Raw genomic sequence first — 16,608 nt, 5'->3', positions numbered from 1 at the left:
GCTGAAGCGTATGAGGCAGCTGGGACCCACACCTCGCGGTGGGGTCCCAGCTTGCTGCGTTTTGCGGGGTGCGCCCGACGTCGGGTGAACCTGGAACTCACTGTCGAGCGTCGTCACTCACCGTGCCGGATCGACCAGATTTGTTTAATCTTACATTTTGGCTCGATCTTGCAATTCATTCGGTTCATGCCTGCCGAGAATTCCTCGATACGTGCCATATCGAGGAAGGTTCTCATGAACCGTTCAGCACGTACGTACGATCGCTTCTCCCACACCCGCAAGAATGGCTTCGCCGGTTCCGATCGGGGTGCCCGCTCCCGGTCGCAGGGTGAGTTCGCGCTGCCGGTCGCCCTCACCCCGGCCCTCCCCGCAGTCGCGACCTTCGGGGAACTGGACATCCCCACCGAGTTGCTGAAGCTGCTCACCGACCTCGGCATGAACGAGCCGTTCCCGATCCAGGCCGCCACACTGCCGAACTCCCTCGCAGGCCGCGACGTCCTGGGCCGGGGGCGCACCGGGTCGGGCAAGACGCTCGCGTTCGGCCTGGCCCTTCTCGTGCGCACGGCCGGGCAGCGTGCCGAGGCCCGGAAGCCCCTGGCCCTGATTCTCGTCCCCACGCGCGAGCTGGCCCAGCAGGTCACTGATGCGCTCACCCCGTACGCCCAATTGCTGAAGCTGAGGCTGGCCACCGTGGTCGGCGGCATGTCGATCGGCCGACAGGCCGGCGCACTGCGCGCCGGGGCCGAGGTCGTCGTCGCGACTCCGGGCCGCCTCATGGATCTCGTCGAGCGCAAGGACTGCCGGCTGGACCGGGTGAACATCACTGTCCTGGACGAGGCCGACCAGATGGCCGACATGGGCTTCATGCCCCAGGTCACCGAACTGCTCGACCAGGTACGTCCCGACGGCCAGCGCATGCTGTTCTCGGCCACGCTGGATCGCAACATCGACCTCCTGGTGCGTCGCTATCTCCATGACCCGGTGGTGCACTCGGTCGACCCGTCGGCGGGCGCCGTCACCACGATGGAGCATCACGTGCTGCAGGTGCACGGCGCCGACAAGTACGCCGCGGCCACCGAGATCGCCGCCCGCGACGGGCGGGTGATCATGTTTCTGGACACCAAACACGGCGTTGACCAGTTCACCAAGCACCTGCTGAGCAGCGGTGTGAAGGCCGCGGCACTGCACAGCGGTAAGTCGCAGCCCCAGCGCACTCGCACCCTGGCACAGTTCAAGACCGGCCATCTCACGGTGCTGGTGGCAACCAACGTCGCGGCCCGTGGCATCCATGTCGACGACCTCGACCTTGTCGTCAATGTCGACCCGCCCAACGACCACAAGGACTACCTGCATCGTGGCGGCCGTACCGCCCGCGCCGGTGAGTCCGGCAGTGTCGTCACACTGGTCCTGCCCAACCAGCGCCGTGACATGGCCCGTCTGATGTCCGACGCGGGTATCAGGCCGCAGGTCACTCAGGTCCGCTCCGGCGAGGCCGAGCTGAGCCGCATCACCGGCGCCCAGGCCCCCTCCGGTGTGCCCGTCGGCGGCAGCGGGCCGGCCACAGAGCGCCCGAAGCGCGGCGGTGCCCCCTTCCGGGGTCTGGGCACACGCCCGGGTCGGTCCGGTCGCGCCGGCGGCGAGTCCCGGCGGTCTGCGGAGGCCCGCCAGACGGCCGAGGCCCGCAAGGCCGCCCGGGTCCGTCGTGGCGCCTAGAGGGTGTCGTTTGGATCACCGCGGACCCGGGGTGATCCAAACGACACCCCCTAGGCCGAGCGCGGGCTCCTCGTAGGTCCGTGATCCGGCCGGGGCACGCTACCCGCCCCGGCCGGGCACCTGGCCTCAGCCGGAGGCATCCGGGTGAGTGACCTGACTCTCATGGCACGGCGGCGGTATTGCCGGGACCATGGGGTTCCTCATCGGCAGGTCGAAAGGACCGGGGATGCTCCGCAAGGTACTGGTCGCCAACCGTGGCGAGATCGCGATTCGCGCTTTCCGCGCCAGTTATGAACTGGGCGCGAGAACCGTCGCCGTCTTCCCGCACGAGGACCGTAACTCGCTGCACCGGCTGAAGGCCGACGAGGCCTATGAGATCGGTGAGCCGGGGCACCCCGTGCGGGCCTACCTCTCCGTCGAGGAGATCATCCGTGCGGCCCAACTGGCCGGCGCCGACGCCGTCTACCCGGGCTACGGCTTCCTGTCCGAGAACCCCGAGCTGGCACGGGCGTGCGAGGAGGCGGGCATCACGTTCGTCGGGCCGAGCGCGCAGATCCTCGAGCTGACGGGGAACAAGGCGCGCGCGGTGGCCGCCGCCCGCGCGGCCGGCGTACCGGTGCTGGGCTCCTCCGCGCCTTCCGCCGACGTGGACGAACTGGTGCGAGCCGCTGAAGCCGTCGGCTTTCCCGTGTTCGTCAAGGCGGTCGCCGGCGGCGGAGGGCGCGGTATGCGCCGCGTCGAGGACCCCGCGCTGCTGCGCGAGTCCATCGAGGCGGCGGCTCGCGAGGCGGCATCCGCCTTCGGCGACCCCACGGTCTTCCTGGAGAAGGCCGTCGTCGATCCCCGCCACATCGAGGTGCAGATCCTCGCCGACGGGCACGGCAATGTCATTCACCTGTTCGAACGAGACTGTTCGGTGCAGCGCCGCCACCAGAAGGTGATCGAGCTGGCGCCGGCGCCGAACCTCGACCCGGCGCTGCGCGAGCGGATCTGCGCCGACGCGGTGAGGTTCGCCCGGGAGATCGGCTACCGCAACGCGGGCACCGTCGAGTTCCTGCTCGACCGCGACGGCAACCACGTCTTCATCGAGATGAACCCGCGCATCCAGGTCGAACACACAGTGACCGAGGAGGTCACCGACGTCGACCTCGTACAGGCGCAGCTGCGCATCGCCGCCGGCGAGACACTGGCCGACCTCGGCCTCGCGCAGGAGACCGTCACCCTGCGCGGCGCCGCACTGCAGTGCCGGATCACCACCGAGGACCCGGCCAACGGTTTCCGCCCGGACACCGGCAGGATCAGCGCCTACCGCTCGCCCGGCGGCTCGGGCATCCGCCTCGACGGCGGCACCACCCACGCGGGTACGGAGATCAGCGCGCACTTCGACTCGATGCTGGTCAAACTCACCTGCCGGGGCCGGGACTTCACGACGGCGGTCAACCGCGCCCGGCGTGCCGTGGCCGAGTTCCGCATCCGCGGCGTGGCCACGAACATCCCGTTCCTGCAAGCCGTTCTCGACGACCCGGACTTCCAGGCGGGCCAGGTCACGACGTCGTTCATCGAACAGCGCCCGCACCTGCTCACCTCGCGTCACTCCGCCGACCGCGGCACGAAACTGCTCACCCATCTCGCCGACGTGACCGTGAACAAGCCGCACGGCGAGCGGCCGGAGCTGATCGACCCGAGCACCAAACTGCCGCCGCTGCCCGTCGGCGAACCGCCGGCCGGCTCGAAGCAGCAGCTCACCGCACTCGGCCCGGAGGGCTTCGCCCGATGGCTGCGCGAGTCACCCACCATCGGCGTCACCGACACCACGTTCCGGGACGCACACCAGTCGCTGCTCGCCACCCGAGTCCGTACCAAGGACATGCTCGCCGTCGCCCCGCTGGTGGCGCGGACCCTGCCACAGCTGCTGTCACTGGAGTGCTGGGGCGGTGCCACCTACGACGTCGCGCTGCGTTTCCTCGCCGAGGACCCCTGGGAGCGCCTGGCCGCGCTGCGCGAGGCCGTACCGAACATCTGTCTGCAGATGCTGCTGCGCGGCCGCAACACCGTGGGGTACACGCCGTACCCGACCGAGGTGACCGACGCCTTCGTGCAGGAGGCCGCGGACACCGGGATCGACATCTTCCGGATCTTCGACGCGCTCAACGACGTCGGGCAGATGCGGCCCGCCATCGACGCGGTGCGGGAGACCGGAACGGCCGTCGCCGAGGTCGCCCTGTGCTATACCTCCGACCTGTCCGACCCGTCCGAGCGGCTGTACACCCTGGACTACTACCTGCGGCTGGCCGAGCAGATCGTGGCCGCCGGGGCCCATGTCCTGGCCGTCAAGGACATGGCGGGGCTGCTGAGGGCCCCGGCCGCGGCGACGCTCGTATCAGCCCTGCGGCGCGAGTTCGACCTGCCGGTGCACATCCACACCCACGACACGGCGGGCGGCCAGCTCGCCACCTATCTGGCCGCGATCCACGCCGGCGCCGATGCCGTGGACGGTGCGGTGGCGTCCATGGCGGGCACCACCTCGCAGCCGTCCCTGTCGGCGATCGTCGCCGCCACCGACCACTCGGAGCGGCCCACCGGGCTGGGCCTGCGGGCCGTCGGTGAGCTGGAGCCGTACTGGGAGAGCGTCCGTAAGATCTACGCACCGTTCGAGGCAGGCCTGGCCTCGCCGACCGGACGCGTGTACGACCACGAAATCCCCGGCGGTCAGCTCTCCAACCTGCGCACCCAGGCGGTGGCGCTGGGCCTCGGCGACCGGTTCGAGGAGATCGAGGCGATGTACGCCGCCGCCGACAGGATGCTCGGGCGGCTGGTCAAGGTCACCCCGTCCTCCAAGGTGGTCGGCGATCTCGCCCTGCATCTGGTCGGCGCCGGGGTGACGCCCGAGGAGTTCGAGGTGACGCCGAACAAGTTCGACATCCCCGACTCCGTCATCGGCTTCCTGCGCGGTGAGCTGGGGACGCCGCCCGGTGGATGGCCGGAGCCGTTCCGCAGCAAGGCCCTGGAGGGGCGCGCCGAGGCCAAGCCCGTGCAGGAGCTGACCGCTGAGGACCGTGCGGGACTGGAGAAGGACCGGCGCGCGACGCTCAACCGGCTGCTGTTCCCCGGCCCGACGCGCGACTTCGAGGCACACCGGCAGACCTACGGCGACACCAGCGTGCTGGACAGCAAGGACTTCTTCTACGGTCTGCGGCCCGGAAAGGAGTACGCCGTCGACCTCGAGCCGGGCGTTCGGCTCCTCATCGAGCTGGAAGCCGTCGGTGAGGCCGACGAACGTGGCATGCGCACCGTGATGTCCACCCTGAACGGCCAGTTGCGGCCGATCCAGGTACGCGATGACTCGGCGGCCTCCGCCGTCCCGGCGACGGAGAAGGCCGACCGGACCAACCCCGGCCACGTCGCCGCGCCGTTCGCCGGAGTGGTGACGCTCGCGGTCGCCGAGGGCGACGAGGTGGCGGCCGGTACCACGGTGGCCACCATCGAGGCGATGAAGATGGAGGCCGCGATCACCACCCCGAAGGCCGGGAGGGTGTCCAGGCTCGCCATCAACAAGATCCAGCAGGTGGAGGGCGGCGACCTTCTCTTCGAAATCGAGTGAGCACCTACAAGGCACGTTGCGGGAGATGGAGCACCGGGTGTTCGACGGCACCGCTGCCACGGCGCCCGCACGGCGGCCGGGCCGCGCACGGTCCGCCGGCGGACCCCGCCGCGTGCTACCCGGTGGTCGGCGTACACGGCGTCGATCGAGACATACCCATGGGCCTCGACGAAACCGAGAACTCGCCCGCGCGCCCGCTCCCCGTCACCCCGTCACCCCGGCGTGCGCCAGGCAGCGGGCCAGATCCGAGCGGGAACGGACGCCCAGCTTGCGGTAGACGCGGGTGAGGTGCGCCTCGATCGTCTTGCGGGACAGGAACAGCGACGCGGCGGCCTCGACGTTGCTGAGTCCCTCACCGATGGCGCGTGCCACCTGGAGCTCCTGCGGCGTGAGCAGTGCCACCGGCGGCGGTTCGTTCCCGTGGACGGCGGTGCGGTGCCCGGTGGCCGCGACCTCCGCCGCGGCCCGGACCGCCCACGGCACGGCGCCCAGCGCGGTGAACGTCCGCTGTGCGAACAGCAGCGGCTCACGTGCCGCCGACGGCCGCCTGAACCGGCGCAGCACCGCTCCTCCGACGAGCCGCGTCCGAGCCCGCTCGAAGGCCATCTCCTTGTCTGCATGGGCGCGTTCCGCGACAGCCAGCCAGTCGGCGGCCTCCTCGGCGGAGTGCGCGAGCATCACCCGGCAGCGCGCGTGCGCGGCCGCCGGCCACGCCAGACCGGTCGCCGCGTCGCGTTCCCGCAGCCAGTCCGCGACGGCTATGGCCCCCTCCCGCGCCCCCGTGCGCAGACAGGCCTCGGCGAGGTCGGCCACCCACGGCATCAGGGAGGGATTGACCAGCCCCATCCTGTCCGCCATCGCGAACGCCGCCTCCAGGTGCGTACGCGCCCCCTCCGGATCACCGGCGGCCAGTGCGGACGTACCGAGCGCACCGCGTGCGAACAGGGTGAGGCCGCGCAGTCGGCCGCCGCACCAGCGCTCGTACTGCGCCACCCGCCGCTCACAGTCCGCGAAGTCGCCGCGCAGCGCGTCCAACCGCGCGAGCTGGACCAACGCGTAGCCCGTCATCGCCAGATGCCCGAACTCCTCGGCCCAGCGCAGCGCCTCGGTGGCGTCTGCGCGGGCCATCGGCCAGCGCGACCACATCTCCACCTCGCACCGCCCCAGCAGCGCGTACGGCAGGAGGGCCGGGGAGTTGTCGCGGCGCATCCCCTCGATCGCCGTGTCCAGTACACGGCGGGCGAGGTCCCTGTCCCCCGTCCAGGACAGGCCCTGCGCGATCTCCATCGTGGCCTGGCGTTCCTCGGGGCCGGGCCGGCCGCGCGTCTCCTCCAGCAGGGCGAGCAGGGCCTTACGGCCTTCGCGTACGTCGCCGCCGAGAGCCTGCGCCCGGGCGCGCATGACGGCGGCGTGCCGGCGCTGTGTGCCGCGGGTGCCGTCAGCCAGCTCCTCGCAGCGGGCGGCGATGTCGCATGCGCCGCGCATCTGGCCGTCCATCGTCGCGGGCACCACCGCGGCCCCGTACAGCTGACAGGCACGGGAGCGGTCCACCGACTCCACCGCGCGGGCGGCGCCGACCAGTAACTGGTGCGCGCGGCCCGGATTTCCGAGCCAGGTGCAGGCCTGGCCGCGCAGCAGCTCGATGTCCGCGGTCAGCAACGGGTCCTGGCTGTGCGCCAGAGCCTGTTCGCACCACTGGGCGGCGTCGCGCGTCGTACCGCCGTAGAAGGCGTCGCGCGCGGCTTCGAACAGGCGGCGGGCCGCGTCGGCGGGGTCCGGCGACAGCTCGGCGGCGCGGTGCCAGGCGGGCGCGGCGGCCGCCAACGCACCGCGCTGCCGGGCCTGCCGGGCGTCGGAGACCAGGCGAGCGGCGACCGACTCGTCCGGACCGGGGGCGGCAGCGGCCAGGTACCAGGTCTGCAGTTCGCCCGAGCACAGGCCGGCCAGCCTTCGGTACACCTCCAGCCGCCGGACCGTGGCGCACTGTCCCAGCACCACCGGCCGCAGCACGGGATGCCGCAGCTCGCACGCGCCGCCCCGCATCCGCACCAGGCCGGCCGCCTCGGCCGCGTCCAGATCGGCCGTCGTGAGCCCGTCGGACGCCAACGCCCGCTGCAGCAGGGGCCATTGCGGGGTCCGGCTGGCGGCGACGTACACCAGCGCCTCGCGACTGCGCGGGGGCAGCGTGCGCAGCTGCCCGCGCCACGCGCCCTCCACCAGTGGCCCCGGTGCCTCCCACGAGTCGTCCCACGGCTCGGCACCGCTCGCACGGGCCCGGGCGAGCGCCGCCGCGTACTCCACCAGGACCAAGGGGTTTCCGTGCGCCAGCCGTACGATCCGGCCTGCCGCCGGATCCGCCCGGTCGAGACCGTGGCGCCGCAGCAGCGTCCAGCACTCGTCGTCCCTCAGCGGCCCCAGCGCGGCGCGCGGCACGCTCTCCTGGATCCCGTCCTCCTCCGGCCCACTGCGTGCGGCCATGACCAGAGCCACTCGCTCCGTGGCCAGCCGCCGGGCCACGAACTGCAGGACCTGTCGTGACGAAGGATCGGCCCAGTGCAGATCGTCGACGAGGACCAGCAGGGGCCGCGTCTCCCCGGCGGCGGCCAGTACGCCGAGCGCGCCCGCGCACACCGCGTACGGGTTCGGCTCGGTCACGTCCGCGAGCGTCAGACAGCCCTCCACGGCTCGCCGCTGGGCCGGCGGCAGTTCGCCGAAGTGGTGGCGCAGCGGCAGCAGCACATCGGCCAGCACCGCGTACGGCAGCACGGCTTCCGACTCCACTCCGCAGGCCCACAGCACCTGGGCGCCTTGGCAGCGGGCGGCCGCGTGACGCAGCACCATGCTCTTGCCGATCCCCGGTTCACCGCTCAGCAGCAGCGCACCGCCCCCATGGGGCAGGTCGTCCACCAGACCGGCCAGCAGGTCCTGTTCGGCGCTCCGGCCGACCAGGGCGTCGGTCCCGGGGCCGGACATCGCCCCACCGGGTACGGCGGGAACGTCCGGTGCGGCGGCGGGAATGCCCGGGACGGCGGAAACCGAGACGCCGTACGGTTCGTGCGGCGCGGCGAGCCGTGGGCCGTTCGCACACATGTCGTCCAGTACGCAGACCGGATCGGGTGCCGCGCCGCCCGCCGGTACGCCGGTCATCGCTGTTTCGTCCATGACGCCCCCGTACGCCTGCCGCTCCATTGCGGCCGTCCGTCATGTCACCAGCGTGCCCCCGGAAGGGTGATCGGCGTGGGCGGTCGGAATTCCTGGTCCGGGTTCGGGGCTCGCCAAACTTCAAATCCCCGGCGAACAAGGGGAGTTTCCCCGACGCGCCGGGCGAGGGGTGCCGCGAGGCCGTCCCGTGTGGTCTTCCGCGGCACGGGGAAGAGGTCGACGGGTGGTCGAGCCGCGCGAGCCGTTGCACGACGGGAGCCGTCGAGATCACCGTCCCGGCATCCCACCTGCGCCTGCGGGGCGCGGCACACCCGACCGGGGGAACCACCGAGGTCGCCGACCCCACCGGAGCGCAACCACTCCCGCCCTACGAGGTCCGCACGACCGAGGCCCCCGCCGCGCTGTCGGGACCGTGTCGCCCCGCGTCCCGGGACAACGGGCCTACGGCGCCTTCCGTACGGTGCCGCCGCGACCGTACCGAGAACGACCGGCTGAGGGTCCGCAGGGAAAGGTATGCGCCGACCGTCGTCGGGACGGGGACGGTGGGGCCACCGGGTGCGTAGACCCTGCCCTGCGCGTCCGGTGCCGGTGACCCAGCGGATGGCGTAGGCGTTCTCGCGAGATGGCAGTCGGAGAACGCGCGGGCGCGCGTGTCCGTGCGGAAGTAGGGAGTTCCCCGAAGCGGCGGCACGACCGGTCGGAAAGACTCGCCTCTTCCTAGACCGGAAAGGGGCACGGGATGGCTGAGCAGGGACAGTTCCGGCGGGTGATCACGAACCTCACGCACGGCGGTCACGCGATTCTCGACAGTGCGGACGAGGCGGAGAAGACCGCCCAGACCCAGGAAAGCCTGAGCACGCGCAGCACGGTGGTTCAGGAGTCCACCGACGTCGCCGCGCACGTGGGCACCACTTCCTTCGACTACTTGTTCCCCGAGCTCGCGGAAAAGTTCCCGGAGCACCACCTGCCGCAGGACGACATCGCAAGGGTCGTCAAAGCCCTGCTCAAACTGGGTTCGGCGATCGTGGAGACCCCGGACGAGGTGCGCGACCCGGAGCTCAACTCGCCGATTCCGGCGATCTACACCTACTGGGGCCAGTTCGTCGACCACGATCTGACGGCCGCGACCGACCGCGATCTGGTGATCAACATCACCGATGAGAACCTGCCGCCCGTGCCACCGGAGGAAGTGATCAAGAAGCTGCAGAACCTGCGGCTCCCGGCGCTGAACCTCGACTCGGTCTACGGCGACGGGCCGTTCGCGGCACCGGCGGTGGGCAAGGTGGCCGTTCCCTACGACGGGATCAAGCTCCGGCTGGGCCTGCTCTCGCCGGTTCCCGCAAGTGTGGGCGCGCTGATTCCCCCGGTCGACGACACCCAACGGGATCTGCCACGCGATGCCGAGCGCGCCCCGCTCGTCGGCGACAACCGCAACGACGAGAACCTCGTGGTGGCGCAACTGCATGTGGCGTTCCTGCGGTTCCACAACGCGGCGGTCGACTGGGTGCGCGACAACGAGCCCGAGTTCGAGTCGGACGCCGAGGTCTTCCGACGGGCCAGGGACCTCACCCGCTGGACCTACCAGTGGTTGTGCGTGCACGACTATCTGCGCACCGTGGCCCGCCCCGACGTCGTCGACCGTGTGGACACAGCGGAGGGGAACCTGCTCGACCTGGACCGTCGCGGCACCTATATGCCGGTCGAGTTCTCGGTGGCGGCCTTCCGCTTCGGCCACAGCATGGTGCGCGGCGCCTACGACTGGAACCGCAACTTCGGCCGCCCCGGCGACAGGTCCGCCGCGTCCACCCTGGTCCAACTCTTCCAGTTCACCGGCAAGGGCGGTTTCGCCGGCCCGCTGACGACGACGCTTCCGTCGAACTGGCCGGCCGAGTGGGACCGGATGGTCGACAAGAACAGCCAGTTCGCCAACCGCTTCGCGCGGCTCATCGACACCAGGCTCGCGCCACCGCTCGCCGAGCTGCCCAACGAGGGCAACGACCCGGGCCTGGCCGACCGGATCAGGAAACTGCTCAAGCACCTCGCCCAACGCAACCTCCTGCGCGGCTACCGACTGGCCGCCCCCACCGGACAGGCGGTGGCCCAGGCGCTCGGCGTCACACCCCTCAGCCGCACGGAGCTCGAGCAGGACAGCAGCGACGCGGTCAAGAACGCCCTGGAGGCGGGTGGCCTGTTCGACAGGACCCCGCTGTGGTTCTACGTGCTGAAGGAGGCCGAGGTGAGGGAGCTGGGCCGACGGCTCGGAGAGGTCGGCAGCCGCATCGTCGCCGAGACCATCATCGGCCAGATCCGCCAGGACTCTGGTTCGTACGTCAACCAGACGAGCTGGAGCCCCGCGCAGGGCGTCCTGCTCCCGAACGGCCGCCCGGTGCGCACGATCGCGGACTTCCTCCGCTTCGCCGGCGTCCTCTGAGCCGTCCCCCCACCCCCCACCCCCCCCGCGCCCTCGCCGACCCGCTTCGGCGGGGGCGCACGTCCGCCGCAGGGACTTCCCCGAAGCGCCGGACCTCTCGATCCAAGGAGCATGCGCGCATGGACCTACCACAGCAGCGGCAGAGCATGGCGGAGCGGTACCGGGGCACGGCGGACCAGCGTGAGGACATCCGGCGTCGGCAGGTGGAGACCGGCACGCGCTTCGCCGGCGACAGCGAGGAGCAGCTGCGCGCCCGCGCGGAGCGGCTGCTGAGCAACGGCGAGGTCGGAGCGGAGACACTGCCCCCGATGCCGCCCGCCGGGAGCCCGGTGCGCCCCGCCGTCGTCTTCGAACGGATCCTCGGCGCCGCGAGTGAGCTGCAGAGCGTCAACTTCCTTGCCCGCGGAGCGCGCGCGGCGCGCACGGTCGCGCGCATCTCCGTCGTCGAGGACGGACGGCGGGCGGGGTTCGGCACCGGGTTCCTCGTGGGGGAGCGGTTGCTGCTCACCAACAACCACGTGCTGCCCGACGTCGCGACGGCGACCGGGTCCTTCGCGGAGTTCGACCTCGAACTCGACGTCGACGGCGTCACCGAACCCGTCGACACCTACGACCTCGACCCGCACGCACTGTTCGTCACCGACGCCGAGCTCGACTACACACTCGTCGCGGTCGCTCCGGGCTCCGACGGGAGGAGGCCCGGCGCGGTGCACGGCCGGCTGAAGCTGATCGCGCAACAGGGGAAGATCGTCATCGGTGAGCCGGTGAACGTCGTCGGTCACCCGGACGGGCGGCCGAAGGAGGTCGCGGTCCGCGACAACGCCCTGCTCAACCAGTTGCCGCAGTTCCTGCACTACCGCACGGACACCGAGCCCGGGAACTCCGGCTCGCCCGTGTTCAACGACCAGTGGGAGGTCGTCGCGCTGCACCACGCAGGGGTGCCCGACCCCGACGGCGAGGGTTGGATCGCCAACGAGGGGGCACGGGTCAGCGCCATCCTTCGGCACCTCGCCGCAGCCGAGCTGCCGCCGGAGCAGAAGCCGCTGCTCGCCGAGCTGGGCGCACAGGCGGTGCCGAGCGAGGCGGTACCGAGGGTGCCTGCGCCGACCGGGGCGGTGCCGAGTGCGGCGGTGTCGACGGGAGCGGCGTTGACCGGGGCGGTGCGGACGGACGACCGTTCCGGTGGGCCGACCGCAGGCGTGTTCCCCGCTCAGGCTGCCTCCCCTGCCGCGGACGCCGCCGTGGGTGTTCATGAACGGCGGGGCCTCACCGGGCGGACCGGCGCCGGTCGGCGGGTGGTGTTCCTGCACGGCCGCGGGCAGCAGGGCCGCGATCCCGCCGCGCTGCGCGCCGGGTGGTGCGGGGGACTGGCCCGCGGGCTGGCGGCGGCGGGCCTTGCTCCGCTGGCCGCCGCCGACGTCTGGTTCCCCTTCTACGGCGACGCGTTGGCCACCGCGTCGGCCACCCGCGAGCGTGTCGTCCCCGCTACGGCGGCGACGACGGCCGAGGCGTACGCGCCCGCCGATCCCGGCGCCCGCGCGGTGTACGCCGCGCTGCTCGACGAGGCGGCCGAGACCACCGGGATGCCCGCGCAGGAGCGGGAGCCCGTGACGGCGGGTGCGCACGCGACGGAGGGCGTGCCCGCGCAGGAGTCGGGCCTGCTCGGCGGGGCGGTCGCCGCACTGCAACGACCGCTGTCGTGGATCGCGGCGCGCAGCGGGCTCGACGACGTGGTGATCGCGACGGTGTTCCGCGACGTCGCGGCCTACCTCGACAACAAGGGAGTACGCGACGCCGTGCTCGACGCGGTGCTGACCGAGGTGCCCGACGACGGCGAGATGGTGCTGGTCACCCACAGCCTCGGTACCGTCGTCGCGCTCGACCTGTTCACCCGGTTGCCCAAGCGGGCCTCGGTGCCCCTGCTGGTGACCGCGGGCAGTCCGCTCGGACTCGACGCCGTGTACCGGCGGCTGCTCGCCGGCGGACCGGTCCGGCCAGGTCAGGTGGGCGCGTGGATCAACGTGTGGGCGGCGGCGGACGCTGTCGCCATCGGCTGCCCGCTCGGCGACACCTGGTCAGGGGTCCGCGACGTGCTCTGCGTCAATCCGAAGGATCGGGCACACGACATCACGCGCTATCTTGCCGACGCCCGAATCGCAGCCGAGATCGGCCGCGCCGCCCGCCCGTAGCCCGGCACCGGCTGCCACCGGCCACCGGCCCCAGCACTCGCGCGGTTCTCAGCCGTGGCAGCAGCCCTCGGCGGCGGGGCCGGGGACCGTTTCCAGGCGGCAGAAGCAGGACGCCTCGATCGGTACGTCGGCCATCGCGGCCGCGATTTTCAGCTGCTGGGCCACGATGAGGGCCTCTCCCGCCTTCCCCTGGCGCACGAGGCATTCGTGGAAGCCGTGCAGGGCCCAGACGTTGCCTGGGTGCTGCACGGCGCGGGGCAGTGTGTCGTCCAGGCCCAGGTCGGCCCGGTAGACCGCCTCGGCCTCGGCGACACGGCCCTGCTCCAGCAGCAAGGCACCGTAGGCGTGGCGGGTGGGCTGCATCCATCCCCAGGGCTCGTCGTAGGGCAGGTTGTCGTCCAGCTCGATCGACCGTTCCAGGGCGGCGAAGGCGAGGTCGTGATTGCCTTTGCGGTATTCCAGCTCGCCGTCGAGCATCGCGGCCGCGATCCGGAGGATGTCCACGCACGTGTTGTTGAACAGCATGCGCGTCTCCGGGACCCTGTCGGCGGCCTCACGGAACAGCTCGCGTTCGGCCTCCGCCTCGCCGGTCCGGCCGGTCGCGGAGAGCGCGACGCCTCGGGCGTAGTGCAGCATCGCCGTGGTCGTGCAGTGCAGCTTCCGGTCGGCCGGCATCGGCAGCGTCAGGATGTCGGCCCAGCGTCCGAAGCGGATCAGCACATGGACCCGCATGGCCAGGAAGCCCTCGAGCCAGTCGGCCATGGGCGGGCTCTCCACCCGCAGCAGGTCCTCCGGAATGGACGCTTCGAGCTGTGCGGCGGCCTCCAGGGCGGTCCGGGACTGCCCGAGGAACATCGCGCCGTAGATCTTGAAGTGGAAGTTGTGCGAGCGGTAGAGGGTGTAGAAGTTCATCGCGCCCGCGCGCCGACGGAACTTCTCGTCGGCGACGATCGCGTTGTTGTTGTCCGACACCACTCGCCGGTAGTCGCCGCACAGCACGTCCAGGTGCGAGGGCATGTGGTGCAGATGCCCGGCGTCGGGGACGGCCCCGCGCAGCCGGTCGGCGATGGGTAGCGCCGTCTCGGGAGTCGGCGACATCTCCATGAGGTGGATGTACAGGTGCAGTGCTCCCGGATGGGCGGCGCCGGCCTCGGTGCCGACGGCACGATCGAGGACGGCCTTGGCTTCCAGCGTGCGGGCACCGGCGGCCGGCCGGCCCGTCGGCAGGTCCCACAGCTGCCATGGCGTCAGGTTCATCAGCGCGTCGGCGTACAGGGTGGCGACGTCGAGATCGTCGGGGTCGAGGTCGTGGACCGCGCGCATGCGCTCGGCGTAGGGCTCGTTCCACACCGAGCAGTCCTCCACCGCTCGCGACTGGGGGTAACGGGCACGCAGCGCGGTGATCAGAGCCTGTTCGACCGGGGTGGCGCCGGCGGCCTTGGCGTGCGCACGTTCGACGGCGGCATGGGTGCGGTCCACGGTCCGCTCCAGGTCCTGGCGGTCGAAGAACTCCCACGGCTTGTTGTAGTTCGGGCCGAGCGCATAGGCGATGCCCCAGTCCGCCATCGCGCACTGCGGGTCGGCCGCGGCCGCGGCTTCGAAGCACGTGACCGCTTCCTCGTGGTGGAACGCGAACGTCCAGATCAGCCCGCGGTCGAACCACATCTGGGCTTCGGCCGACGACGTCGTGACCGGGCGGCTGTACGTACCGAGATCGTAGTAGTCCATGCCGTACCTCTCCTGAGTGGGCAGTCGTCCCGGACGCCACCGCGGGGCGGCGCTGCGCACCCGGCGGTCGAGCGTGCCGCAGTCGGCACGCCGACATCGATCATGGCGGGCATCCCGAGGGAACAGCCGATACCGCCGATACCAACGGTAGTTCTCGCCGGCCAGGGCGGACGGCCCGTAGGGCGCTGTTTCAGCCGTACGGGCTGCCCGGGATGCCATCGCGTGCCGCGCCCCAGGAGATATGCCGGGCCCGGCGCGACCGCCGGGCCGGCGGCAACGCGCAGCGAGACGTCCGGCTCATCCGCTGAGTAGTCTCCAAGACATGCGGATCTCTGTTTCCTCGGACATGGACGAACCCGTGGCCCGCTCCCTTGTGACGGAACTGCGCAGCCGCGGCCACGAGGTGCTGACGCACGGGGCGCTGCGCCCCGGGGACGACGCACGGTGGGCCGTGTGCTCGGAGGCGGCGGCCCGCGAGGTCGCCGCCGGGACGTCGGACGAGGCTGTCGTGTGCTGCTGGACCGGCACAGGCGCGTCGATCGCCGCGAACAAGGTGCCCGGGGTACGAGCGGCCCTGTGCACGGACGCGCATACGGCGGACGGCGCCCGCCGCTGGAACAACGCCAATGTGCTGGCGCTGAGCCTTCGGCTGACGTCCGAGCCGCTGCTCAGGGAGATCCTCGATGCCTGGTTCGCCGCCGAGGTCAGCGACGAAGCCGATGACCGCGAGAACGTGGCCCACATCGGACGGCTCGACCGCGACAGAAACGATCCGTAGCCGAGTTCCGCCGGTACGCGGGTTGCCGGGCCGCACCGTCCACGAGACGTTCACCGTCCACGAGATGTTCACCGTTCTCGTAGCCGTGCCAGGACCGGATGTCGGACGCCCCGACCGCCGTCCTCCTCAGCAAGGCTGTGCCGGCGTGGTCTCCAAGACCTCGCCGGCCATCCGGCGGGCGGATTCCTCGGTCTGTTCCGCGACACGCCGGAAGGTCTCCTCCGCCGGGCGGGCCGGCCAGTCGGGCGGCAGGTGCCGGACCGGGAGACGCGGGTCCGTGCGGATGGTGCCCAGCCACTCGGCGACCAGGCGCAGCCGGGTCCCGAGCGGGTCACCGGAAGCGTTGCCGACGTGGGCGGTCCAGCGCTTGTCGAAGGCGCTGTAGCGGGCAGCGATGGTCTCCAGGCTCCAGGTGTCGCGGATCATCAGGTCGATGTCGGTGGCCGGGTCGGCGTGGGCGTGGAAGAGCTTGACGTGGGCGGTGAGGCCCAGTTCGGCGATGATCTCGGAGATGTCGACGTCGCCGGGAGCGATCCACAGGCCGCTGTACAACGGGCCGAAGCCGGACCAGGTGAGCCGGGAGCGCAGGTCGTGGCGCTGGCGCTGCCAGGACTCGGGCAGGGAGAAGCCGAGCAGGGTCCAGGTTCCGTCCCAGTCGTCGTTGACGGCGCTGGTCCGCCAGAGACGTTTCTGCCCGTCGTGGAGGATCTGCGTCGCGTGCGTGGTCAGGCCGAAGTACATTTTGCGGCCCTGCCGTTGGCGTCGCAGCAGACCCCGGTTGACCATCCGGGTGAGGGTGGAGCGGACGGCCTGCTCTCCGACGCCGACGCGTCCGAGGACGTCGATGATGCTGCCCGAGTACACACACAGGGGACCCTCGTCGAGAACATGGCTGCCGAAGAAGGCGAGCATCAGCGACTGGGGGCGCAGCTGAGGGCCGGCCTGAGCGTCCGCGGAGGTGCGGGGGTGTCTGTCGTCCACGCCGGAAAGGGTACGGCCGTCCGCC

8 protein-coding genes are annotated in these 16,608 nt (G+C 71.5%); 5 read left to right on the top strand and 3 right to left on the bottom strand.

The annotated features are described in order from the left end of the window. The first annotated feature begins 234 nt into the window (after nt 1–234). Entirely contained in the window at nt 235–1,713 is a 1,479-nt protein-coding gene (locus ACX28W_RS07255) for a DEAD/DEAH box helicase (RefSeq protein ID WP_458997915.1), read from the top strand. A 226-nt stretch (nt 1,714–1,939) separates the two neighbouring features. Next, nucleotides 1,940–5,314 (top strand): pyruvate carboxylase, encoded by a 3,375-nt coding sequence (locus ACX28W_RS07250; RefSeq protein ID WP_458997914.1) that lies wholly within the window; start codon nt 1,940–1,942, stop codon nt 5,312–5,314. Between the two features lie 204 nt (nt 5,315–5,518). On the opposite strand, the gene ACX28W_RS07245 is transcribed toward ACX28W_RS07250, so the two are convergent. Beyond that, complete coding sequence (locus tag ACX28W_RS07245; RefSeq protein WP_458997913.1) at nt 5,519–8,476, bottom strand: AAA family ATPase; 2,958 nt, start codon at nt 8,474–8,476, stop codon at nt 5,519–5,521. A 739-nt stretch (nt 8,477–9,215) separates the two neighbouring features. Between ACX28W_RS07245 and ACX28W_RS07240 the strand changes: the two genes are divergently transcribed. Continuing rightward, nucleotides 9,216–10,907 carry a peroxidase family protein gene (locus ACX28W_RS07240; RefSeq protein WP_458997912.1) on the top strand — a complete coding sequence of 564 codons (1,692 nt, stop codon included), beginning with the start codon at nt 9,216–9,218 and terminating at the stop codon, nt 10,905–10,907. A gap of 119 nt (nt 10,908–11,026) precedes the next feature. Further along, complete coding sequence (locus ACX28W_RS07235; protein WP_458997911.1) at nt 11,027–13,096, top strand: trypsin-like serine peptidase; 2,070 nt, start codon at nt 11,027–11,029, stop codon at nt 13,094–13,096. 48 nt (nt 13,097–13,144) lie between these two features. Here the strand turns inward: ACX28W_RS07235 and ACX28W_RS07230 are convergent, their stop codons facing one another. After that, nucleotides 13,145–14,824 carry a tetratricopeptide repeat protein gene (locus ACX28W_RS07230; RefSeq protein WP_458997910.1) on the bottom strand — a complete coding sequence of 560 codons (1,680 nt, stop codon included), beginning with the start codon at nt 14,822–14,824 and terminating at the stop codon, nt 13,145–13,147. A gap of 322 nt (nt 14,825–15,146) precedes the next feature. Here ACX28W_RS07230 and ACX28W_RS07225 point away from each other — a divergent pair, with 322 nt between their 5' ends. Beyond that, nucleotides 15,147–15,602: an RpiB/LacA/LacB family sugar-phosphate isomerase gene (locus ACX28W_RS07225; protein WP_458997909.1), complete on the top strand. Its 456-nt coding sequence runs from the start codon at nt 15,147–15,149 to the stop codon at nt 15,600–15,602. 126 nt (nt 15,603–15,728) lie between these two features. Here the strand turns inward: ACX28W_RS07225 and ACX28W_RS07220 are convergent, their stop codons facing one another. Further along, entirely contained in the window at nt 15,729–16,583 is an 855-nt protein-coding gene (locus tag ACX28W_RS07220) for a PaaX family transcriptional regulator (RefSeq protein ID WP_458997908.1), read from the bottom strand. Between the last annotated feature and the right edge of the window lie 25 nt (nt 16,584–16,608).

Source organism: Streptomyces sp. SD15, from assembly GCF_054462255.1.
The sequence above is the reverse complement of the archived record's forward strand: the minus strand, read 5'-3'. Positions and strand labels throughout refer to the sequence as shown.